The 21768-nt window shown below is 41.1% G+C and carries 26 protein-coding genes; all 26 read right to left on the bottom strand.

Annotated features, from left to right (window positions below; all coding sequences use genetic code 11):
• Nucleotides 1-2: 2 nt before the first annotated feature.
• From cheB to flgB, 26 genes are read right to left on the bottom strand one after another with little or no spacing between them, the layout of a single operon-like run.
• The gene (cheB, locus tag MKX71_RS08830; RefSeq protein WP_003245823.1) at nucleotides 3-1076 is read right to left on the bottom strand and encodes a protein-glutamate O-methylesterase CheB; all 1074 of its coding nucleotides are present in this window, start codon (nucleotides 1074-1076) and stop codon (nucleotides 3-5) included.
• A gap of 1 nt (nucleotide 1077) precedes the next feature.
• Nucleotides 1078-1974 carry a flagellum location/number ATPase FlhG gene (gene flhG / locus MKX71_RS08825; protein ID WP_305090446.1) on the bottom strand — a complete coding sequence of 299 codons (897 nt, stop codon included), beginning with the start codon at nucleotides 1972-1974 and terminating at the stop codon, nucleotides 1078-1080.
• Entirely contained in the window at nucleotides 1965-3065 is a 1101-nt protein-coding gene (flhF, locus tag MKX71_RS08820) for a flagellar biosynthesis protein FlhF (protein ID WP_003231945.1), read from the bottom strand. Before flhF ends, flhG begins: the two co-directional genes overlap by 10 nt.
• A complete protein-coding gene (flhA, locus tag MKX71_RS08815; protein WP_003231947.1) occupies nucleotides 3065-5098 on the bottom strand; it encodes a flagellar biosynthesis protein FlhA in 2034 nt (677 codons plus the stop codon). Before flhA ends, flhF begins: the two co-directional genes overlap by 1 nt.
• 32 nt (nucleotides 5099-5130) lie before the next feature.
• Complete coding sequence (gene flhB / locus MKX71_RS08810; RefSeq protein WP_003231949.1) at nucleotides 5131-6213, bottom strand: flagellar biosynthesis protein FlhB; 1083 nt, start codon at nucleotides 6211-6213, stop codon at nucleotides 5131-5133.
• On the bottom strand, nucleotides 6213-6992 hold the full coding sequence (gene fliR, locus MKX71_RS08805) for a flagellar biosynthetic protein FliR (protein ID WP_003245510.1): 780 nt from the start codon (nucleotides 6990-6992) through the stop codon (nucleotides 6213-6215). The genes flhB and fliR overlap by 1 nt, the downstream gene beginning before the upstream one ends.
• A 7-nt stretch (nucleotides 6993-6999) precedes the next feature.
• A complete protein-coding gene (fliQ, locus tag MKX71_RS08800) occupies nucleotides 7000-7269 on the bottom strand; it encodes a flagellar biosynthesis protein FliQ (protein ID WP_003220888.1) in 270 nt (89 codons plus the stop codon).
• Nucleotides 7270-7283: 14 nt separating this feature from the next.
• On the bottom strand, nucleotides 7284-7949 hold the full coding sequence (gene fliP / locus MKX71_RS08795) for a flagellar type III secretion system pore protein FliP (RefSeq protein ID WP_003245692.1): 666 nt from the start codon (nucleotides 7947-7949) through the stop codon (nucleotides 7284-7286).
• Nucleotides 7942-8601, bottom strand: a complete 660-nt coding sequence (gene fliZ / locus MKX71_RS08790; RefSeq protein ID WP_003231958.1) for a flagella biosynthesis regulatory protein FliZ — start codon at nucleotides 8599-8601, stop codon at nucleotides 7942-7944. The genes fliP and fliZ overlap by 8 nt, the downstream gene beginning before the upstream one ends.
• Nucleotides 8602-8615: 14 nt before the next feature.
• Nucleotides 8616-8978, bottom strand: a complete 363-nt coding sequence (cheY, locus tag MKX71_RS08785; protein WP_014476812.1) for a chemotaxis protein CheY — start codon at nucleotides 8976-8978, stop codon at nucleotides 8616-8618.
• Nucleotides 8979-9003: 25 nt separating this feature from the next.
• The gene (fliY, locus tag MKX71_RS08780) at nucleotides 9004-10140 is read right to left on the bottom strand and encodes a flagellar motor switch phosphatase FliY (protein ID WP_339231963.1); all 1137 of its coding nucleotides are present in this window, start codon (nucleotides 10138-10140) and stop codon (nucleotides 9004-9006) included.
• Nucleotides 10130-11128 (bottom strand): flagellar motor switch protein FliM, encoded by a 999-nt coding sequence (gene fliM, locus MKX71_RS08775; RefSeq protein WP_003220879.1) that lies wholly within the window; start codon nucleotides 11126-11128, stop codon nucleotides 10130-10132. Before fliM ends, fliY begins: the two co-directional genes overlap by 11 nt.
• Before the next feature lie 33 nt (nucleotides 11129-11161).
• A complete protein-coding gene (gene fliL / locus MKX71_RS08770) occupies nucleotides 11162-11584 on the bottom strand; it encodes a flagellar basal body-associated protein FliL (protein ID WP_003231964.1) in 423 nt (140 codons plus the stop codon).
• The gene (gene swrD / locus MKX71_RS08765) at nucleotides 11581-11796 is read right to left on the bottom strand and encodes a swarming motility protein SwrD (protein WP_003231966.1); all 216 of its coding nucleotides are present in this window, start codon (nucleotides 11794-11796) and stop codon (nucleotides 11581-11583) included. The genes fliL and swrD overlap by 4 nt, the downstream gene beginning before the upstream one ends.
• A 39-nt stretch (nucleotides 11797-11835) precedes the next feature.
• The gene (gene flgG / locus MKX71_RS08760) at nucleotides 11836-12630 is read right to left on the bottom strand and encodes a flagellar basal body rod protein FlgG (RefSeq protein ID WP_003231968.1); all 795 of its coding nucleotides are present in this window, start codon (nucleotides 12628-12630) and stop codon (nucleotides 11836-11838) included.
• 21 nt (nucleotides 12631-12651) lie between these two features.
• Nucleotides 12652-13074 carry a flagellar hook assembly protein FlgD gene (flgD, locus tag MKX71_RS08755; RefSeq protein WP_003231970.1) on the bottom strand — a complete coding sequence of 141 codons (423 nt, stop codon included), beginning with the start codon at nucleotides 13072-13074 and terminating at the stop codon, nucleotides 12652-12654.
• The gene (locus tag MKX71_RS08750) at nucleotides 13071-14534 is read right to left on the bottom strand and encodes a flagellar hook-length control protein FliK (protein ID WP_015715887.1); all 1464 of its coding nucleotides are present in this window, start codon (nucleotides 14532-14534) and stop codon (nucleotides 13071-13073) included. The genes flgD and MKX71_RS08750 overlap by 4 nt, the downstream gene beginning before the upstream one ends.
• A 12-nt stretch (nucleotides 14535-14546) precedes the next feature.
• The gene (locus tag MKX71_RS08745) at nucleotides 14547-15161 is read right to left on the bottom strand and encodes a MotE family protein (protein ID WP_339231962.1); all 615 of its coding nucleotides are present in this window, start codon (nucleotides 15159-15161) and stop codon (nucleotides 14547-14549) included.
• Between the two features lie 11 nt (nucleotides 15162-15172).
• Nucleotides 15173-15616 carry a flagellar export protein FliJ gene (gene fliJ, locus MKX71_RS08740; protein ID WP_021479292.1) on the bottom strand — a complete coding sequence of 148 codons (444 nt, stop codon included), beginning with the start codon at nucleotides 15614-15616 and terminating at the stop codon, nucleotides 15173-15175.
• Nucleotides 15617-15618: 2 nt separating this feature from the next.
• Nucleotides 15619-16935 (bottom strand): flagellar protein export ATPase FliI, encoded by a 1317-nt coding sequence (gene fliI, locus MKX71_RS08735; RefSeq protein WP_015715886.1) that lies wholly within the window; start codon nucleotides 16933-16935, stop codon nucleotides 15619-15621.
• Nucleotides 16932-17684, bottom strand: coding sequence for a flagellar assembly protein FliH (gene fliH, locus MKX71_RS08730; protein ID WP_003244804.1), 753 nt, complete (start codon nucleotides 17682-17684; stop codon nucleotides 16932-16934). Before fliH ends, fliI begins: the two co-directional genes overlap by 4 nt.
• Nucleotides 17677-18693 carry a flagellar motor switch protein FliG gene (fliG, locus tag MKX71_RS08725; protein ID WP_003231981.1) on the bottom strand — a complete coding sequence of 339 codons (1017 nt, stop codon included), beginning with the start codon at nucleotides 18691-18693 and terminating at the stop codon, nucleotides 17677-17679. Before fliG ends, fliH begins: the two co-directional genes overlap by 8 nt.
• 12 nt (nucleotides 18694-18705) lie before the next feature.
• Nucleotides 18706-20316: a flagellar basal-body MS-ring/collar protein FliF gene (gene fliF, locus MKX71_RS08720; RefSeq protein WP_010886506.1), complete on the bottom strand. Its 1611-nt coding sequence runs from the start codon at nucleotides 20314-20316 to the stop codon at nucleotides 18706-18708.
• A 45-nt stretch (nucleotides 20317-20361) separates the two neighbouring features.
• Entirely contained in the window at nucleotides 20362-20682 is a 321-nt protein-coding gene (gene fliE, locus MKX71_RS08715) for a flagellar hook-basal body complex protein FliE (protein WP_003238544.1), read from the bottom strand.
• Nucleotides 20683-20692: 10 nt separating this feature from the next.
• Nucleotides 20693-21145, bottom strand: coding sequence for a flagellar basal body rod protein FlgC (gene flgC / locus MKX71_RS08710; RefSeq protein WP_003245521.1), 453 nt, complete (start codon nucleotides 21143-21145; stop codon nucleotides 20693-20695).
• Nucleotides 21145-21534, bottom strand: coding sequence for a flagellar basal body rod protein FlgB (flgB, locus tag MKX71_RS08705; protein WP_003245656.1), 390 nt, complete (start codon nucleotides 21532-21534; stop codon nucleotides 21145-21147). Before flgB ends, flgC begins: the two co-directional genes overlap by 1 nt.
• Nucleotides 21535-21768: the final 234 nt, after the last annotated feature.

Here is a 21768-nt window from a genome sequence, read left to right as displayed (position 1 = left end):
AATCACACCCTCTCTTTTTTCACACAGCTTGTGATGGATGCTGCGATATCTTCCACATGTTTAATCTCATGAATGAGACCCGCTTTAACAGCAGCTTTTGGCATCCCGTATACGACACAAGATTCTTCAGACTCCGCAATGGCTTTCACATTGCCGGCTGTTAGCATGTCCTTTAGTCCAGCAGTGCCGTCACTGCCCATTCCGGTCATGATAACCGCTACTTTTTCATAATCTGTCAGTTTCCCGACAGAACGGAATAAATAATCAGCAGATGGTTTATGACGGCTTGGTGTGTCATGGTTATCAAGCACAACCTGGAGTCCTTCGCTGTTTTTAATAACGGATATGTTTTTTCCGCCCGGTGCTATGTAAACACAGCCGTTAAGAGCTGCTTCACCATCTTTTGCTTCTTTTACCTGAATGTCAGATAAATGATTCAGCCGATCAGCCAAAGAAGCAGTAAACCCTTCAGGCATGTGCTGAACGACAACCACTGGTGCGTTCAAATCCTTAGGGAGCTTCGGTATCACCTTTTGTAACGCCCGTGGACCGCCTGTTGATGTGCCGATACACACAATTTGTCTGCCCGTGCCAGGTTTCGGTTTGCTTAATTCAGGCTTAACGACAGCACGCACAATAGGTTCGGGCCGAACTGTCTGGGAAACAGGACGTTTCCGCTTGCCGGAAAGTCCTGCCGCGACGACACGCTCAACTAGTTGTTCTTTAATTTTGTATAGATCCAGAGATATTGAGCCTGATGGCTTTGTGATAAAGTCAAAGGCACCGATCTCCAAACAATTAATTGTGCATTCTTTACCTTTCTCGGTCTGGCTAGACACCATAATGACCGGCAAGTTATAAATCTCAATAATTTTGCGGAGCGTATCTGTCCCATTCATGACCGGCATTTCAACATCAAGAGTAATAACATCCGGTTTTAATAATTCAATCTTCTTAAGCGCTTCTTCTCCGTTTCTCGCAGTTCCGATTACTTCTATCTGCTTTTCTTCGGTCAGAAAATCACTTATCATTTTTCTCATAAAAGCTGAATCATCAACTACAAGCACACGAATCAAATTAAGCCCTCCTCATTAAAAAAGAAGATAATTTCTCAATAAATGTCTGTTTGTCTTCTTTGTGTCTCGTTTCTTCTCTTTCAAACAAGGCGTCCGCTAAAATACGGACTGACCGGCTGGCTTTTGCCTGAGGGCTTTTTATGAAAAAAGGAACCTGTTCGACAACCGCTTTGCTCACGATCACATCGTCAGAAACGGAACCGGCAAACTGAACCTGAACATCCAAAAACATATGAATTGTACGGGAGAGGCGGGCAAAAGCGTCAAGCCCTTCCTTTTGGTCACGGCACCGATTGACAGCCACCTTCATTGAAAGCTTATTTTCTGTCAAAACCAAGTGCTTGACAGCGCTGTATGCGTCCATAATGGCCGTCGGCTCGGGAGTTGTAATAATCAAAATATCTTCTGCTGATAAAATAAAAGGCAGTTGATCTTTTGATAAGCCTGCTCCCATGTCAAACAGCACATAATCGAACTGGCTTAATGCATGAGAAAGTTCATGGGCAAAAAACGTCCATTTTCTCTGATCGAGCTGAAACATCACATCAAGACCGGTTCCCCCTGATATATACCGCAAACCCTTTGGGCCAACGGATAATGACTGCAGCAAAGGCTTACGATCGGTTAAAACATCGATTATCGTGGCAGACGATGAATTTCCTATTAATATATCAATGTTCCCCATCCCGATATCAAGGTCGATGAGCAGCACCTTCTTACCTTTATCCTGCAGCGCAAGTGCCATATTTAAGGTAATATTGGATTTTCCGACACCGCCCTTGCCGCTGATGACAGCAAGTGTCTTCGCTTTTTGTGAATAAACCATTGGCAGAACGCGCTCACGTTTTTCCATTTTCGCCCGTAAAGTTGCTGCTTGGTCATATCTGTTCATCTGCACAGCATCCTCACAAAACCAAGTGGAGATACAGTCTGTATATCCTCAGGCACATTCTGGCCGTTAGTCATAAACCCGACACCTATTTTTGATTCTGCCAGTATATTAAATACAGAACCTAAGGAAGTCGTTTCATCTATTTTCGTAAAAATATACTGATTGACAGGGACGGATGAAAACCGTTTGACAATATGCTTCATATCTTCATATTTTGCAGTCGCGGATAAAACAAGAAATGACTGAATGCTGCTCTCAAAAGGAATCGTTTCTTTCAGTTCATCAATGTATTGCGGGTCTTTGAAGTTTCTTCCAGCTGTATCAACAAACACATGATCATACTCAGAAAATAGCTCCTTCGCCTGCTGAAATTCTTCTTTTGTATAGCAAACTTCCAGAGGAGCCTGCAGCAGTTCAGCGTATGTTTTCAACTGTTCAACAGCTGCAATACGATACGTATCTGTTGTAATAAAAGCGATTTTTTTATGTTTTTCAAGCATAGATATGGCTGCGAGTTTAGCCAGTGTAGTTGTTTTACCAGCCCCTGTTGAACCAAAGAGAACGATATATTTTGAATGAATTGGCTCCTGCCACTTGTCTGCTGAGGGCAGCATATCGCATAGTATTTCCTGAAGTTTGCCGACAACATTTTCTTCAGTCAAGCCGCCTGCTTCAACAGAGAAGCGAAGCAATTTTTTCAGAGTGTTCGTTTTCGTAGACTCTTTGATCCCTGTTTCTTGCAAAAGCTTTTCTGCTTTTCGCAGCGGCTCAGGAAGTACAGATTGATATGCTGAAAAATCACCTAGCTCCTGTTGCGCCGGAATTTGAGGGGGATATGTTCTCTCCTCTATTTTTGGACTGCTGACCGGAGTTTTTAATGTTTGTTTCGGTTCAGCTGCCTTCTGAGGCGTTTTTTTCTCAAGAAAGTCCTGATCCAATACGGCGATTACTTCAACAGCAGGCTTGTTGACGAGGCCAAACCATTTTCGCTTTTTAATTTTTTTCGAATTTAATATGACCGCTTCATTACCTAACTCTTTTCTGATGAGAAGTGCCGCTTCTTGCATTGAAGCAGCAGTAAATTTTTTTATTTTCATTAAATATCCACCACTCCAATGCTTTGTACCTCAACATTCGCCTCAAGTTCGTTATAAGAGAGTACCGGAAGATCAGGGAAGTACCGTTCCAGAAGCTGCTTCACATACATTCTGACAGGCGGCGAGCAAAGAAGAATCGCGGTTTCCTGACGTAATGAGAGCTGTTCAGCTTCTTTGGCGACAGAGCGCACTATACTTTCTGAAATATCTGGTTCAAGTGATAAATAGTTCCCGTGTTCCGTCTGCTGCACACCGTCTGCTATTGCTTTTTCTACACGGCCGGAACAAGTAACAACCTTCAACACTTCATTTTCTTTGGCAAACTGGGCTGTAATTTGTTTAGCAAGCGCTTGTCTTGTATACTCTGTCAAAAGATCAGAATCTGTTGTTAATTTCCCATAGTCAGCAAGTGTTTCAAAAATCGTTACTAAGTTTCGAATTGAAACTTTTTCTTTTAAAAGCTTAGCAAGCACTTTCTGAATATCACCGACAGACAATGGATTCGGCGTAACCTCTTCAACCAGGACTGGATACGATTCTTTCAAGTGATCGATCAGCTGTTTTGTCTCCTGCCTTCCGATCAATTCGTGGGCATGCTGCTTAATTTTCTCCGTAATATGCGTTGAAACGACTGATGCAGGATCAACTACTGTATAACCAAGCATGTCGGCTTCATCCTTTACCGCTTCGCTAATCCATTTAGCCGGCAGCCCGAATGAAGGCTCCACTGTTTCAATCCCTTCAATGAGATCGTCCTCAGGAGTAGGCGACATCGCTAAATAATGATCAAGCAACAACTCGCCTTTTGCTACTTCGTTTCCTTTAATTTTCAATCGGTATTCATTAGGCTGCAACGCTATATTATCTCTGATTCGCACGACAGGAATGACAAGCCCGAGTTCCAAAGCCAACTGACGGCGTATCATAACAATTCGGTCTAATAAATCACCGCCTTGATTGGCATCAGCAAGCGGTATCAGGCCATATCCAAACTCAAATTCTATCGGATCTATATGCAGAAGCTGAACAACACTTTCAGGGCTTTTAAGCTCGTCCACCTCAGCCTCTTCCTCAAGAATCTCATCCACTTCTTCTTTTTCCTTACCTGATTTAGATAGTGTATATGCGCCAAAAGCAAGCAATCCCGCAAGCGGCCCCGTCAGAAGGATGCCGATCGGAGTGAAAATACCTAAAAGCATGATCGTAGCTGCTGCGACGTATAAAAGCTTTGGATACGCAAACAGCTGGCCTGTAATGTCATGCCCTAAGTTTCCTTCAGAGGCAGCTCTTGTGACCACAATACCCGTAGCCGTAGAAATTAACAGTGCCGGGATTTGCGAAACAATTCCATCCCCTACAGTCAGCATCGTAAAGTGTGAAGCAGCCTCTTGAATGGACATGCCCTGCTGAAGCATCCCGATCACGATTCCGAAAATAATATTGATCATCACAATGATGATTCCGGCAATGGCGTCACCTTTTACAAATTTACTGGCACCGTCCATTGCTCCATAAAAGTCTGCTTCTCTTGCCACTTTTTCGCGGCGATGCTTCGCTTCCTGTTCGGTAATCATCCCTGCGTTTAAATCAGCATCAATACTCATCTGCTTCCCAGGCATTGCGTCCAGCGTAAACCTTGCTGCAACCTCGGAAACACGTTCAGCACCTTTTGTAATGACGATAAACTGAATAATAATAAGGATGATAAATACAACGAGTCCAACTAATACATTTCCGCCGACAACGAAATTTCCGAAAGTCTCGACGACTTTACCTCCTTCACCGTGTGAAAGAATTGAACGGGTAGTTGAGACGTTCAAGCCCAAACGAAATAGGGTCAAAAGCAGCAACAGTGACGGAAAAATCGAAAACTGAAGCGCTTCCTGCATATTCATTGTGGTGAGAAGCACGATCAACGCAAGAGAAATATTAATAATGATCAAAATACTTAACAGCCATGGAGGAAATGGAATCACCAGCATCGCCACAATGAGGACAACACTTATTAAAACGGATAAATCTCTTGTTGACATGCTGTTTTTTCTCTCCTTTTAAATCGAAAAATTCAATATACTTTTTGTTTTGTTTTATATACGTAAGCCAGAATTTCTGCTAAAACTTTAAAAAATTCTTCCGGCACTGCCTGGTCAATTTCCACCTGATCATATAACGCACGGGCAAGCGGTCTGTTTTCTACCATCATGACATCATGCTCTTTAGCAATTTTCCTGATTTTTAACGCAAGGTGGTCGACGCCTTTTGCAACAATATAAGGTGCGTCCATTTTTTCTTCATCATATTTCAAAGCAATCGCATAGTGAGTCGGGTTTGTGATAATGACATCTGCTTTTGGAACTTCCTGCATCATCCGCCTCATCGCCATTTCCCGCTGTCTTTGTTTAATTTTAGACTTGATAATCGGGTCTCCTTCAGATTTTTTGTACTCATCTTTTATATCTTGTTTTGACATTTTGATATTTTTCTCATAGTCAAATCTCTGATATAAATAGTCGAGACCAGCAAGAATCAACAATGCACCTGCACCGCTTAGTCCCATCCACAAAGTGAGTTTTGAAACGAAAGAAAGTGCCTCTTCGGGTGTCAGGAGAGGAAGCCGGAGAATTTCTCCATAATGCAGCCAAAGCACAGCAAAAGCCGCAAAACCAACGACTACGATTTTCAAAATTGATTTAATCAGCTCTACAATCGCCCTCATACTGTATATTCGTTTAAAGCCTTTGATCGGATCCAGTTTTTCAAGCTTAGGCTGTATCACTTCAGCAGAAAATAAGAACCCAACCTGCATATAGTTGCTTACGACTCCTGCAACAAGAGCAACAAGCAAGATCGGTGCGAGTATCATGCCCATATCCTTTAATAAGCTGACAAACAATGTATGCACATTTGATTCTGAGAGCTTCATTGTGAGCGATTCGGTATAAAATGTTTCTATGAATGACAGCAGCCTGTCTCTCATATACGGACCAATTGCAATAAGCGAAAGGAATATTACCAGTAAAGAAACGGCGGTATTGACATCCGAGCTTTTGGCTACTTGCCCTTTTTTTCGCGTATCCTTCCGTTTTTTCGGAGTGGCTTTTTCTGTCTTCTCTCCCGCAAAAAACTGCAGGTCAACTCTAAGCTTCATTAAGAAACACCGACCAATGCTAAAAGATTCCGCATCGTTTCAATCGTTAAACTGAAAACATTCCGGACAACGACGAAGATAACGGACATACATACAATGAGCATAATGAAACTGACAGCGATCTTTAAAGGCAGACCGACCACAAATACATTTAACTGCGGAACAGTTCGAGCCACGATACCTAATGCTAAATCAACTAGAAACAAACTGGCCACAACCGGCGCTGACATTTGAAAAGCGATAATAAACATTGCATTAAAGCTTTTCGCAATAAAATAGGCAAACTTTTCATCGCCGAAATTCGGAAATGCTTGATCAACTGAAATATACTGAAAGCTGTAGTAAATACCGTCCAGCAGCAAATGGTGGGCATTGACACTCAGCATAAACAAAAGTGCCATCGTATAGATAAACTGGCCAATCAACGGACTTTGTGCACCGGTTTGCGGATCAATTACGTTTGCTATTGAAAACCCCATTTGAAAATCAATAAACGAGCCGGCAATCTGCACTGCGGCAATCATCATATAAGCAATTAAACCCAGACATAGGCCGACCAAAGCTTCTTTAAACGCCAAGAGCATATAGTGCTCATCTATCTCCAAAGAGGGCGGTTTATCAATGGTGCTGAAACAAATGACCGCAAGAAAAAAAGCAAAACCTATGCGATGAACAGCTGGCACATTTCGATGTCCAAATAGCGGAATCGTTACAAAAAAAGCAGAGATTCTAATAAAAACCAATAAAAAAGCAGGAAATAAGTCAATAATTGAATTCATCTCTACATTACCCTGCAAAACGATTTAAATTAGAAAACAGCTCTGTTGTAAATGAAAGAATCGTCGACAGCATCCACGGACCAAAAAAAATGAGAGCCAGGAGAACCGCCACGATTTTCGGAATAAACGCCAAAGTCTGTTCCTGGATTTGAGTTGTGGCCTGAAATATGCTGACAATTAAACCGACCAGTAAAGCAATAGCCAATAATGGCCCGCTGATCATCAGCGTTACGTATACGGCTTTTTCCGCCATAGAAATTACAAATTCTGAACTCACGTTTAGCACCTACCCTAAAAGCTCTGAAGCAAAGATTTCACAATTAAATACCAGCCGTCTACCAAAACAAAAAGTAATATTTTAAAGGGCAGAGAAATCATAACTGGAGGCAGCATCATCATCCCCATTGACATCAAGACGCTCGCCACTACCATATCTATAATTAAAAAAGGGATAAAAATCATAAAACCTATTTGAAATGCTGTTTTAAGCTCCGATATGGCAAAAGCCGGAACCATTGTTGTTAACGGAATATCCTTTAATGATTCAGGTTTATCCATTTTCGCGTAATTCATAAACAGCGCCAGATCCTTCTGCCTTGTGTGTTTACTCATAAATTCTTTAATCGGTTCCTCAGCTTTCGTATACGCTTCATCCAAGCTGATTTTGTTGTCCATTAATGGGGTCAGCGCTTCTTTATTAATTTCTGAAAAAGTAGGAGCCATAATAAAAAATGTTAAGAACAGCGCAAGCCCGATAAGAACCTGGTTTGGGGGCATAGATTGCGTCGCAAGTGAAGTTCTGACAAATGACAGAACAATGACGATGCGAGTAAAACAAGTCATAAGAATCAATATTCCAGGCGCCACTGAAAATACAGTTAACAATAATAGTAATTTAACAGTTGAACTTACGTTTTCCGGATCGCTTGAACTGAAAATATTTATAAACTCATTCATGATGACGTGGGCCTTTCTTCTTTCCTTCAGAACGGTTTTGTTTTAACTCTTCAAGTTGCTCTTTTAATGCTTTTGAAAATGAAGGCAGTTTTTGCTGCGGCTGATGTTCAGAACTCTTAAGCGGCTTCACAAACTTTTGCCACTCTATTTTGCTTGACATTGCCTCTTCATGCTGACTGAGAATGACTTCAATCTCTTTTTCATCCTCAATTTCTTTCAGCAGCTGGATCGTCTCTCCTACACCGACGACGAGCACACTTTTCCCGACCTTGATCAATTGTATGGATCTGTTCTGGCCGACCGATGTGCCGCCAATATTTTCAACATATTGAAAAGGCTTTAGGAGCCGATTTCTTTTGTTCATGAGCTTAACCAGCCCGTAAATCAGCACGATAACAAACAGTAAAGCGAAAATCATCTTTACAAAATCAAAAGCTGAGACAGAAGGAGCAGCCGCTCCCTCCGTCTCATCAGCAGTTTTTGTTGTTTTTTCTTTCTTTTGCTCTGATTGATCTGCAGTTTTTTCATCTTTCTTTTGAAACCATTCGTTTACAGTTGAATTATCAGAGTCTGCCGCGGCAGCAGCAATCGGATGTACACTAAATAAAACGAAAAAACAAATAAAAACGATAAAATATTGACTCTTTTTCAACAGTCGTACACCCTTTAACTTAATGTTTTGTTGATTGCTTCAAGCACACGGTCAGCCTGGAAAGGTTTCACAATGAAATCCTTAGCGCCGGCCTGAATGGCATCAATAACCATTGATTGCTGTCCCATAGCAGAACACATGATGATTCTTGCCTGCGCATCAATTTGTTTAATTTCTTTTAATGCTGTAATACCATCCATTTCTGGCATCGTGATATCCATAGTAACAAGGTCAGGTGAATGCTCTTTATATTTCTCTACCGCTTGTGCTCCATTTTCAGCTTCCGCCACAACTTCAAAACCATTTTTAACTAAAATATCTTTAATCATCATTCGCATAAATGCTGCGTCATCTACAATTAAAATTCTATGTGCCATAATCTATCTCTCTCCTTGTGTTTCGTTATTTTAAATTATTAATGCGCTCTGCCTGGCTTAAAATGTCAGTGACTCTTACTCCGAAGTTTTCTTCAATGACAACGACCTCGCCTTTGGCAACGATACGCTGATTAACTAAAATATCTACAGGCTCACCGGCTAATTTATCAAGCTCGATAATACTTCCGGCAGAAAGCTCTAAAATCTCTTTTACGCTTCTCTTCGTTCTGCCAAGCTCAACAGTAATCGAAAGCGGGATATCCAAAAGCATATCCAGATTATGAATAGGGGCTTGTACAGCTTCGTTTGGATCAAACGCGGAAAATTCCACCGGTGAAACCTGAACTGGCGCTGCTTTTTTTGCTGTTCCCTGCCTTTTTGGCTGCTGCTGCTGTTGCTTCGGTTCAATACGCGGCTCTGGCGTCACAGGCTCTTTCGGCTGTTCGTATGTAACTTCAGGCTGCACCGTTTCTTCTTCCTCTGCACTTTCTGAGTTCATAAGGCTTGAAATTAAATCTTTCGCAAATGTCAATGGGTAAAGTTGCATAATGCTGGAGTCTATTAATTCTCCCACCTTTAAGTTGAAAGAAACTTTCACCAGCATTTCATCATCAGGAATACGGTCTGTACCCTTTTCTTCAGTAACATCCAGCAATTCAACCCGAGGAGGTGAAATATCAATTTTTTTACTGAATACAGTAGACATTGATGTGGCAGCCGATCCCATCATTTGGTTCATTGCTTCTTGAACCGCACTTAAATGGATTTCATCCAGTGAAGGGTCCGCACCTTTTCCGTCTCCCCCGATCATTAAGTCCGCAATGATCGCCGCGTCACTTTGTTCCACGACTAACAGGTTGCTTCCGCTGAAGCCCTCCGTATAATTCACTTCAATCGCTACATACGGTTCAGGAAACGCATCGCTGATTTTACTTCTTGGAATGACCGTTACGCTTGGAGTCGTAATATCGACCTTTTGATTTAAAAGCGTTGACAGTGCTGTCGCAGAACTGCCGAATGAAATATTACCGATTTCACCGATCGCATCACGCTCCATTTCCGATAAGTCATCTACTTCCGGAATCTCTGGCTCATCAAGCGTGCTGCCAGTACCGTTAAGAAGCGCGTCAATCTCATCTTGAGATAATCTATTATTCTCCATCTTGTTCACCTCTTATGTCGTGATCTAAAATTTGCACTGCCTGTTTTCGATTCACCCGGCCGGCTTGTCCTAAAAATTTCGGCTTATCTCCGACCAATACAGTAAGAGGATCCGTGACTGATTTGTCCAAAGTTATGCAGTCTCCGACTTCTAAACTTAAAAACTCTTCTATCGTCAGTTCAGATGTGCCGAGCTCGGCCACGACAGGTATTTGTGCTGTCATGATACGTTTTTCAAGCGACTTTGTTTCCTCAGGCTTTGGCTCATTTCGGTCTGATTGCATCCAATAGTGGACTGAAAGCTTCGGTATGAGCGGCTCGAGTACAATATGCGGGATACAGAGATTAATGACACCGCTGATTTCACCAATTTGAGTATTGAGCGAGATCACCACGACTGTTTCATTAGGAGATACCATCTGAACAAATTGCGGATTCACTTCAAACTCAGTCATTTCCGGTTCAATATCAGCAATTGACTGCCAAGCTTCTTTATAATTACCCAGTGCATTTTCAAATAAATTAGAAATGATTTTTGTTTCAATTTCTGTCAAACTGTCAACCTTGTTATGACTGATTCCAATCCCGCCCATGACTCGATCCATCATCGTATAAGCTATCGTGGGGTTGACCTCCATCATAATTCTTCCTTCCATCGGATGAACATCAAATAGATTCAGAATCGTCATGTTTGGAATCGATCTGATAAATTCCTCATACGGAACCTGATCAACAGAACTGACAGATATGTGAATATAGGTTCTGAGCTGAGCAGAAAAATGAGTGGTAAGAAGTCTTGCAAAATTGTCATGAATTCTCGTTAAACTGCGGATCTGATCCTTAGAAAACCGCAGCGCACGTTTGAAATCATAAACCTTGACTTTCTTCTCTTTTTCTTCTTTTTTCAGCTCTTCAGCGTCCATTTCACCAGTTGATATTGCAGAGAGCAGTGCATCTATTTCATTTTGGGAGAGAACTTCTCCTGACATTTTCCTCACCTCCGTATTCTGTCAAATTATGCTTTATTGCAGATTAAAGGAGGTAATATACACTTTTTCTACTTTTCCTTCTTGGAGGTAGCTATTTATTTTATCTTTTAGTTCCTTCTTAAAGGTTTCTTTTCCCTTGTCTCCCTCAATCTGATCAGCATTCGTATCAGCCAGCAGTGATATAACAGCGTCTTTCACTTGGAAATCACGTTTCTCAAGTTCTTCTTTTGATTTATCAGAATCAGTTTCAAGTTTAATAGCAAGACGGATAATGTTATCAGACTTTAAATTTGTTGTGATCTCTTCTACATCAACAGAAGACGCAACGATTTCATCAATACTTTTTTTCGCTTCACTTTTTTCGGACTTTCCGCCTAAAACAAAATAAGCCGCCGCCCCGAGAGCACCAATTACGATAAGAATAATTAGTAATATGATCATTAACTTTTTCTTCATTCCGGTTCCTCTATTCCTTGATCCATTGCAAATATTTGTATTTTTCGGTAGAAAGCTGCGATCTTTTCCAGAACAGCTTCTTCATCTTCTTTTACTACAAACTTCTTACCATTTGACAGAGTAATTGTAGTATCCGGAAAACATTCAATCTGTTCAATAAATAGCGCATTCAGTGTAAAGGGCTGCCCGTTCAAACGGGTTACTTTAATCATAAAACAGCGGAGAAGCGATTACTCGCCTCCCCTCCCTCCTTAACGTTTAAGGTTAACCAGTTCTTGAAGGATTTCATCAGATGTTGTAATAATTTTTGAGTTTGATTGGAATCCGCGCTGGGCTACGATCATTTCAGTAAATTCGTCAGTTAAATCGACGTTAGACATTTCGAGAAATCCTGATTTAAGAGCACCAGTTCCGCCGTCACCAGGCTGGTTCGCTGCACTGGCCGTTCCAGAGTTTAAAGATTCACGGTATAAGTTGCTTCCGATTTTATCCAATCCATCACTGTTGGCAAAAGTAACAATCCCGATTTGTCCCCCGTCTTGTGTTTTCCCCTCAGCATCAACAATTGACACCTTTCCATCAGAACCAATGCTAAAGCTTTGAGCATCAGTAGGAATTTTAATTGTTCCGCCATTCATATTTAGTACATGGTAGCCATCACCTGTAACCAGTGTTCCAGTATTATCTAAATAGAAGTTCCCTGCTCTTGTATAAGCTGTCCCGTCACCTGTATCAATTCGGAAGTAACCGTCGCCGTCAATTGCTAAATCAAGTGTTCTTCCTGTGCTTTGTGTCGCGCTTGTTGAATGAATTGTATCAATTGTGCCAGATGATGAACCTAAACCGATTTGCTTAGAGTTTGTTCCGCCGATTGTTGCACCAGCAGCAGAACCGCCGGCAATGGTTTGGCTTACCATATCTTTAAAGGTCACACGGCTCTTTTTGAATCCTACTGTATTTACGTTGGCAATGTTGTTACCGATTACGTCAAGCTTTGTTTGAAAGTTCTTCATACCGCTGATTCCAGAATAAAGTGAACGTAACATAATATATTCCCCCAGATGTTTTTATTTAGATGATTGTCCCACAGACATGACATTCGCAGGACTGATCTCGGTCCCATCATCAAGAACGAGATAATAATTTCCTTTAAAATGTTTAACAGAGCTTACTGTGCCTGTTTTATCTGTTGCACTTTTACCATCAGTCCAAGATACTTCTTTTCCCATCCAATCAACATACGTTGTAAACGGATCTTGGTTTTCAACGAATTGAGTCATTGTCGTATTCAGATTCATCATTTGCTCCAAGCTTGAAAAAGTCGCCATCTGGCTGATAAATTCTTTATCGTCAATCGGGTTAAGCGGATCTTGGTTTTGAACTTGAGTCATTAATATTTTTAAAAACTCGTCTTTCCCCAAGCTGCTGTTGTTCGTCGACACAGTGTTCGTTTTTTCAGGCAGTTTATATTCTGAACTTATAGAAGTCATTCTTCTTCCTCCATTTCAACCATCGACACTTCATCGAGCAGATCGCCAAAATCATTTGATTGCTTTTTCTGTCTTTGCTGTCTCTGCCCCTCTTGCTGCTGTTTCTGTTCATCAGCAAGCTGGCCGTATATCGGCTGATCCCCGCTTTGGACCGGAAGAGTAAAACGGTCAATTTGGACGGCCATATTCGGCAATGATTGCTTCAGCTGAGGAAGATGCTGTTCAAGCAATTCTTTTGCTGATTGGCTAGATGCTATGATTTTACTCTGAAACATTCCATTTTCATTTGTCAGCTTGATTGTGACAAATCCTAAATGTTCAGGGTTCAGCCGAATAGTGAAACTTCCCGTCGATCTGCCGAAAGGCGTATATTTCATCTGCTTCCACGCATTAATCACTTGATCAGCCACCGTTTTTGTTTCGGCATTTGGTATATCAGATGACATCTGCTGCAGATCAAGTGTTTGAACTCCTCCTATGCCCCGATACCCCGAAAACAGCATTTGGAGTCCTGATTTACTATCTACAGGCTGAATACTTCCAGAAACATCCGATGCATTTTTGCTGGATGAACTCTGCGAGAGCGGTGTGAGAACACTCTTCCCAAAGTCTTGTGATGATTCGGATGATTTCGATAACAAGAAGGCTTTCAGCTGGCTTTCAGCTAAACTCCATTCTTTGGTCCCTTTTTGAGGAAGCATAGACATTTGATCCATTAAGCTTTGAAAACTTTTCAGCTCTGACGCTGTCATCGAGTAAAGTTTTGAACTTGACTCAGCTTTAGTGAATATTTGCTGTTTAAGATCCTGAATTAGTTGTTGAGATACACCCTTCTTTTCTAATGCAGAAAGGAATTGATCTCCATTTTGGTAAATGGCATGAGCTTCATTGCCATTCCCGCGATCAGTCAGCTTATTCCCTTCTACGAGCTGGCTAATGAACATCTGGATATAGATAAGCTCTTTAGCAGGCTCGGATACTTCATTTTCCTGATTTGATTGCTCTGTATCAGACTTCAGTGCTCCATTAATGTCAGAAGCAGAAGCATTGGCACTCAGAGCCGTTTTAGCTTCTGAAAAGATTTTCTCCGTTTCTGTGAGCAATTGATCCGTCCCGCCTGACATTTTTGATTCAACTGCTTGCAAAAGATTTTGCAACATTTGCAGAGCATTCGCATCCAATTGCTTCCCTGTCAGTTTGCTTAATGTTTGCAAAAGATCCGCATTTTGTTTGTCTTGATCTTCAGGACTTGCATTTAGCCAGTCACCGATCTTTTTAAGCGCATCTGCTAAAAGCTGATCTTCGGAATTAGGAGTACCCTTTCCTTGTTCTGAAAGTTCCTTCAATCCAGCCTCAGACATAAGCCAGTTTTGAAAAACTCCTTGGCTACTTTTCATGTTTTTAGCGGCAGAACCCGTTGTGGTTTGCAGCAAAGGTCCGGCTAATTCAAGCAGCTTCACCTTTCATTCCCCCTATTCTTGGCTGGCAGCAATTTTTTCTGTATAGGTTGCTGCTTGCTCAGGAGTCATTTTCGCCAATATGTCAGCAAGCTGCTTTTTGCTTAGGCCATTCAATATTTTCAGTGCTTCTTGCTCCTTTAATTGGGCAATAATTTTAGCAGCCTTTCCGCTGTCCATGCTTTTGTACACACTGATCACTTTGTCATTTTCAGAAGAAGCTTTCGAGTCTGCTGATCCTTCAGTATGATCTTCTGATGACTTTTTTTGATCCTCAGCCGTCTTTTCAAGTGAACGGATCTTTTGATTGAGCCTATCGATTTCTGATTTACTTGTTTCTAAATCTTTATTCAATATACTGATTTCACTTTTTTGATCCTTAATGGTCTTTTCCAGAGCTGCCGTATTACCGCTATCCTTACTTGATGCTGCGCCTTTTTTATTTTCGGTTTCAGGGACCAATTCTTTAAGAACCGGCGTTTTTGCCGCAGCATCCTGTATCGGCTTTATGACATTGATACCAGCAGCCCAAAGAACAATCCCCCCTGCGATTAATAGAAACATCAGCGGGAGGATAATGATAAGCAAAACCGAACGGAACTTACCTGATTCTTTCTTTTTGCCGGACATTACATTCGCTCCTAATGGCCTTGAATCATAAACTGCTTAATCGAAATATCGTCCATTTCTTTCATTTCTGCAGCTTTATCTTCAAGAGCAAACATTTTAAACTGTTTTTCACGCATTTTTTCAAACTTTTTCACTTCAATGTTTTTCTCTGTCAAAATTTCTTGTTTTTGATTCATTTGATTTCTTTTTATAATGACAAGCTTTTGATAGTGATAGATCGTATTATCAAGATTTGAGACAAATTGTTGGTAGTGCCTCATTTCTTGTACACTCATGCCGCTTTTTAATTTCTTTTCCTTATTTTGTTCCAGCAATTCCTTTTTGCTCATATTCTCATATAATTTTTCAGCAACGTTTTCAAATTCAGAAACTGATTGCTGATACTCGGATAAGGATTGGTCTTTTTCATTTTCTTTTAGTTCCAGCAGCTTTTGGAATCTAAATTGATAAGCCACGTTTATTCCTCATTTCCTGTCAAACTAGTTAATGCAGCAATGCTTTCTTCCAATAAAGCCGGTTCGTCTGTTCCCTGCTTTAAAAATTGAATAAGCTGCGGATAAAATTGTATCGCTTCATCAATTTCTCTGGATGATCCTCTTTTGTAAGCTCCGATATTAATGAGATCTTCCGAATTTTGATATGTCGATAAAAGTTCACGGAATTTATTTGCCGCATCCAGATGCTGTTTTGTTGAAATGTTTGACATCACCCTGCTGATGCTTTTTAGTACGTTAACTGCAGGAAACTGGCCTTTATTGGCAAGCGCCCTGTCCAACACAATATGTCCGTCTAAAATTCCGCGTACAGTATCGGCAATCGGCTCATTCATGTCATCCCCGTCTACCAACACTGTATAAAATGCCGTAATGGTTCCATGCTCGTTTGCACCTGTTCGTTCTAGTAAACGAGGTAAAATAGCGAACACTGAAGGTGTATAACCTTTTGTCGTCGGAGGCTCTCCTGCAGCCAGTCCAATCTCTCGCTGCGCCATTGCCACCCTTGTAACAGAATCCATCATAAACATGACATTTTGGCCTTTATCTCGGAAATACTCGGCAATTGCAGTCGCTGTATATGCCGCTTTCAATCTCATTAATGCTGGCTGGTCTGAGGTGGCAACGACTACAATCGATCGTTTCAGCCCCTCTTTCCCCAGATCTTTTTCAATAAACTCCCGAACCTCTCGTCCGCGTTCTCCGACAAGTGCAATGACGTTTAAGTCAGCCTCTGTCTGCTTGGCGATCATCCCCATTAAGGTGCTTTTTCCGACACCGCTTCCTGCAAAAATTCCAATCCGCTGGCCTTTACCGACTGTCAGCAAGCTGTCAATTGATCTGACTCCAACACCCATCTTTTCACGGATAGGCGGCCGTTTCATCGGGTTGGGCGGTGATTGCTCCGTTGATACAGGCGAAAGCCCTTTAGGCAGAAGTTTTCCGTCAAGCGGTTCTCCAAAAGCATCGATGACTTGTCCAATCAGTCCGGTTCCAACTTTAACCCGAAGTGATTCCCCAGTAGCTTCTACAATGCTGCCAGGTGCAATGCTCGCAGCCTCTAAATAAGGCATAAGCAAAATATTTTCTTCCTGGAAGCCGACTACCTCAGCTTTAATGACTTTCCCAGATTGTCCTTTTGCATAAATCAGGCACACGTCGCCAATTGAGCTTGCTGGCCCTTTTGATTCAATCATCAGGCCGATGACCCGCTTGACTTTTCCGTACCGTTTATACGAGTCTGTCATTTCTATACAATCTATCAGACTCTGTGTCTTCATTCAGCTGCACCTGCTTCCAGCGCTGTCAGAAGTTTATCTTTCAATTGCATCAATTGTGTGTCAACACTCGCATCTACCCTGCCAAAAGGAGTTTCAATATAACAGGTTCCTTTTTGAGCTTTTTCATCAGCATATATGCCAAGCCGACATTCTTTATAAAGAAGCTGCTGGATTTCATCTTTTTGCTGAAAGATTGTCTCATAGTAATATGGATCAACATAAATTGATATATCGTCATATTCCTTCACTTCGTTTATAACCTGTTGTACAAGCAGGAGGAAAGCCTCTTTATCATCAGACTTTTGCTGCCAAACTTTTTTTGCTAGGGCAACGGCAAGCTCAACGATTTCTTCATTAGCGTCTTCAAGCTTGTCCTCAACAGCTTTTCTGGACATTTCAGTTATACTGTTTGCTTGGCCGATCAGTTCTGCATACTGTTTCATTGCCTCAGCTTTGCCCAGCGCTACTCCTTGTTCAAAGCCCTCGGCTTTTGCTTCTTCAATAAGCTTCTGTTTTTCAGCCGCCCAATCGTTTTTCTCCTGTTCAATTTGACGGCGAATATTTTCTATATGACTGTTTGCCTGCTCAGAAATCCGATCAGCTTCCTCTTTCACTCGGGCCATAAGCGCCTCCGGGTTCTCTTCAGCCTGCAAAAGGTGAGAATGATCAATACGCACCTCTTGTATAGAAAGTTTTCTTTTTTCCTTTTGTGGAGAAATAGATGATTCTTGTTTAATGATATTAGACAATAATATCATCCCCTCCGCCTCTTGCTATTACAATTTCACCGGCTTCTTCAAGCTTTCTGACGATACTTACAATTCTCGATTGAGCTTCTTCTACATCTTTCAAGCGTACAGGGCCCATAAATTCCATTTCTTCTTTGAAGGTTTCAACCATACGCTGTGACATATTGTTGAATACAATTTCTTTGACTTCCTCGCTTGCAACCTTTAATGAAAGGAGCAAATCGTCGTTCTCAACATCGCGAATGACTCTCTGAATGGCACGGTTATCAAGTGTGACAATATCTTCGAAGACAAACATCCGCTTTTTAATTTCTTCAGCAAGATCGGGATCCTGAATTTCCAATGAATCCAAGATCGTCTTCTCTGTCCCTCTGTCTACCCCGTTTAACACTTCCACAACAGCTTCAATTCCGCCTGTTTGTGTATAATCCTGAGTAAATGCAGAAGATAATTTTTGTTCCAGAATCCGTTCTACCTCATTAATTATTTCTGGAGATGTTCTATCCATAACCGCGATTCTTCTCGCAACCTCAGCCTGTACTTCAGGATTCAGCTCGGATAAAATCTGCCCAGCCTGCACTGGATCTAAATAAGACAAGATTAACGCCATCGTCTGCGGATGCTCTTGCTGGATAAAATTCAAAATTTGTTCAGGCTCCGCTTTTCTGGCAAAATCAAATGGTTTAACCTGCAAAGAAGAAGTCAGCCTGTTTAGAATGTTCTCCGCCTTATCCTCTCCAAGCGCCTTTTCCAGAACTTGTCTTGCATAGCTTAAACCGCCTTGAGAAATATAATCTTGCGCAATGGCTATATTATGAAATTCTTCTATGATTTCATCCTTTTTTTGATGATCGACGCTTCGAACACCTGATATTTCCAGAGTAAGCCTTTCAATTTCTTCATCGGTTAAGTGCTTATAGACAGAAGCTGACACATCTAACCCCAAGGAAATCATGAGAATGGCTGCTTTTTGTTTTCCTGTAAGCTTATCTTGATCACGTCTCGCCATTTCTAATTCCTCCTAATCCTCGGCCAGCCAGCTTCTCAGCAGTTTTGCAAAATCTTCCGGCTTGTCTTTCGCCATCTTTTCAAGCTGTTTTCGTCTGACTGATTCCGCTGTTTCATTTTCCTCTTCGTTGATATCAGGCAAATTGATTGGTTCTTGAGGAACCTCATACTCATATTCCTCAAATTCATCCTCTTGCGCCCGTTTCTTTCTGATAAGCATAATGATCAGAACAATGATCGCTGCGATTAAAACACCGCCTACAATATATGCCCACAGCGGGATACCTGAGGATTCTTCCGTATTTGTATCCAAATTGACTTTTCCGTCGAATGGCTGAACGGAAACAACAATCTTATTATTGATATCAGCATCAGATAAATTCTGATTTTGCGTTTCATCTTTATCCAAAGATGTTCTGACTACAGTTGAAAGGATTTTTTGTATATCATCCTGTCTTTCAGTTGATAGCGACGCAGTGTTTTTGGCATCAGGCGGCTCTACCATTACTTGAATCCCTAAATCTCTGACCTTATAAGGACTTTCAGCGATTTCTTTATGAATTCGGTTAACCTCGTAATTGATTTTGTTGCTGTTTTTTTCATAGTTCCCGCTTTCGGTATTTTCACCGTCAGCCTTATAATTTGTAACATCTTCCTCGCCGGTTCCGGCAGTTCCGCCGTTGGCTGCACCGTCGCCCTGATATGTTTCAGATACCTTTTCAGCGCTGACTGCAATACCTTCCATGTTTTCTTTATCCACAGGCTCGACAATGTCTTCTGTCCGATTTTCTTTTGTGAAATCAATGTCTGCTGTAACGGAGACAACGACTTTATCTTGGCCCATCATCGTACCCAGCAATGACTGTACATGTTTTTGAATGTCTTTTTCAACTTGAGACTTAATTCCTTGCTGAGAAGAATAACTATCCGCGTAGGACCCTGCATCGCTGTCTGATTTGTCGTAGTATGTAGAATTTTGGTCCATGATGACGATGTTATCTTCTTTTAGGTTTGGCACGCTTTTAGATACCAGATGATATAATCCGTTGATTTGGCTTTGATCAAGTGTATAACCCGGTTGAATCTGCAAAACGATTGATGCAGATGCTGCAGATTGCTCCTCACCGACAAACACAGCGTCTTTCGGGAGATTAATCATTACTTTTGAATTTTTAATACCGTCCATTTCATTGATCAAGTTTGACAGTTCTGTCTGTGTAGCTTTCACTTTCACCATATCAAACTCATTGTCTGTCAAACCAAAGCCGGCATTCTGTCCAAAAAACGAATAATCAATTGATCCCGTTTTAGGAAGTCCTTCTGCAGCCATCTGCACTTTCAAAGAATCAACCTGATCCTCCGGAACACTAATCACTGTACCGCCATTCGAAAGTTCGTTTGGCACTTTTTTTGCATCCAATTCTTCTTTGATTTGTCCTGCTTCTTCGGCAGACAAATCTTTGTACAGCGGCGCCATTTTAGAATTCGAAGCAAAAACACTAATAATAATTCCAATAATAATAATTGCCGCTAAAGCACTAACCATTAAAATCTTTTGTAATTTAGATCTATTTTTCCAAAACTCACTCGTTTTGTTTTTCATTTGCATTAGAGTACGATTCATGTTAACCCCCGGTCATTCCACTCTTTCTCTAAATCGTCAGACCCCCTACATTTGCATTCTCATAATCTCCTGATAAGCTTCCACAGCTTTATTGCGGAACTCTGTTGCTGCAGTTAGAGAGATGCTGGCTTTTTGAGCAGCGATCATGACCTCATCAAGATTTACATCTTTTCCTGCAGCCAAGGCATTAGTCATGTTGTCAGAAGCTACTTGGGACTCATTTAACGAACTAATAGAGTTTTTTAAAAGCTCCGAAAAGCTTGTTTGATTTGAGGAATCTGTTTTTTGGCTATTGTTTACTTGATTTGTTGCATTTTGAGTGTTTTGAGTATTTTGAACCTGAAAAGGAGAAATTGCATTAATCACATTCATTCACCTACTTTCCGATTTCTAACGCCTTCATCAGCATTCCCTTTGTGGCATTCATCGCCGTGACATTCGCCTCGTATGATCTGGTGCTGCTGACAAGATCAACCATTTCCTTTAATGGATCAACATTAGGCTTTTGTACATATCCTTCAGCGTTTGCATCAGGGTCTGTCGGATCATAGACAAGATTAAAATCTGAATCATCCTCCGTAATTTTTGAAACCTTCACACCGTTTCCAGCATTCCCGCTTCCGCTCATTTGAGAATTGAGAATAGAAGAGAACGATTCACCTTTTGACTGAAGGGAAACCATTTTTCTTCTGTAAGGCACCCACTCTCCATTCACCTGCTTAGCTCTTGTCGTATCCATATTTGCTAAGTTAGATGATACAACGTCCATTCTGACTCGCTGAGCTGTTAAAGCCGATGCTGAAACATTTAAGCTATGAAAAGCTGTCATCATTTTCCTCCTGTTAATACGGTCTTCAGCGAATTAAATTTACCGTTCATTCTTTCAACCAAAGCTTGATAGTTGATTTGATTTTGCGCCAATTCTGTCATCTCTTTGTCAACATCAACATTGTTTCCGTTTTGCTGATACGATGTATCTCCGCTCGCAACAATTGAATAATTCGAATCAGTATCAGAAAAATCAACATGACGATAGTCTGTTTTTATCGCTTCAAGACGCGAGGATTCTTGATCTAATAAATTTTGGAAAGAGACTTTTTTTGCCTTATAGTTCGGTGTATCTATATTGGCGATATTATTAGTTATGACTTTTTGCTTAATATCCGCTCTACTCAAGGCATTTTCAAGATTTTGTATCGTTCCAGAAAATAAGCTCAAATCCACTTACCTCCATTTCAGTTTTTTTCACCCTCAATATCCTTGTCGAGAATTGTAAAACTATATGCTTATTGTAAGAAATAACAGGCATAAAGTCTATGAAGTTCGTGTAAAAAAATGTCCTCACAATTATCTATTTTGCAACTAGGTATAAAGTCCTAGATTGTTAGAACTACATTTCTCGCCTTGATATAAGCCTGAAAATAGCAGAATTTCTGTTTTTTCTCCTTTCTT

It is taken from the genome of Bacillus sp. FSL M8-0071, from assembly GCF_037975455.1.
GTDB lineage: Bacteria > Bacillota > Bacilli > Bacillales > Bacillaceae > Bacillus > Bacillus subtilis.
The sequence above is the reverse complement of the archived record's forward strand: the minus strand, read 5'-3'. Positions and strand labels throughout refer to the sequence as shown.

Excerpts from the sequence above, each read along its gene's own strand:
- fliF (WP_010886506.1), bottom strand. The coding sequence starts at position 20,316 with ATGAATCGTACTCTAATGCAAATGAAAAACAAAACGAGTGAGTTTTGG.
- MKX71_RS08745 (WP_339231962.1), bottom strand. The coding sequence starts at position 15,161 with ATGTCCGGCAAAAAGAAAGAATCAGGTAAGTTCCGTTCGGTTTTGCTT.
- flgG (WP_003231968.1), bottom strand. The coding sequence starts at position 12,630 with ATGTTACGTTCACTTTATTCTGGAATCAGCGGTATGAAGAACTTTCAA.
- flgD (WP_003231970.1), bottom strand. The coding sequence starts at position 13,074 with ATGACTTCTATAAGTTCAGAATATAAACTGCCTGAAAAAACGAACACT.
- flgC (WP_003245521.1), bottom strand. The coding sequence starts at position 21,145 with ATGACAGCTTTTCATAGCTTAAATGTTTCAGCATCGGCTTTAACAGCT.
- flhA (WP_003231947.1), bottom strand. The coding sequence starts at position 5,098 with ATGTCAACAAGAGATTTATCCGTTTTAATAAGTGTTGTCCTCATTGTG.
- flhF (WP_003231945.1), bottom strand. The coding sequence starts at position 3,065 with ATGAAAATAAAAAAATTTACTGCTGCTTCAATGCAAGAAGCGGCACTT.
- swrD (WP_003231966.1), bottom strand. The coding sequence starts at position 11,796 with ATGATTAAAGTAACCCGTTTGAACGGGCAGCCCTTTACACTGAATGCG.
- fliM (WP_003220879.1), bottom strand. The coding sequence starts at position 11,128 with ATGTCAGGAGAAGTTCTCTCCCAAAATGAAATAGATGCACTGCTCTCT.
- fliL (WP_003231964.1), bottom strand. The coding sequence starts at position 11,584 with ATGAAGAAAAAGTTAATGATCATATTACTAATTATTCTTATCGTAATT.
- flhB (WP_003231949.1), bottom strand. The coding sequence starts at position 6,213 with ATGAAGCTTAGAGTTGACCTGCAGTTTTTTGCGGGAGAGAAGACAGAA.
- fliP (WP_003245692.1), bottom strand. The coding sequence starts at position 7,949 with ATGAATGAGTTTATAAATATTTTCAGTTCAAGCGATCCGGAAAACGTA.
- fliY (WP_339231963.1), bottom strand. The coding sequence starts at position 10,140 with ATGGAGAATAATAGATTATCTCAAGATGAGATTGACGCGCTTCTTAAC.
- fliI (WP_015715886.1), bottom strand. The coding sequence starts at position 16,935 with ATGAAGACACAGAGTCTGATAGATTGTATAGAAATGACAGACTCGTAT.
- cheY (WP_014476812.1), bottom strand. The coding sequence starts at position 8,978 with ATGGCACATAGAATTTTAATTGTAGATGACGCAGCATTTATGCGAATG.
- fliG (WP_003231981.1), bottom strand. The coding sequence starts at position 18,693 with ATGGCGAGACGTGATCAAGATAAGCTTACAGGAAAACAAAAAGCAGCC.
- fliR (WP_003245510.1), bottom strand. The coding sequence starts at position 6,992 with ATGAATTCAATTATTGACTTATTTCCTGCTTTTTTATTGGTTTTTATT.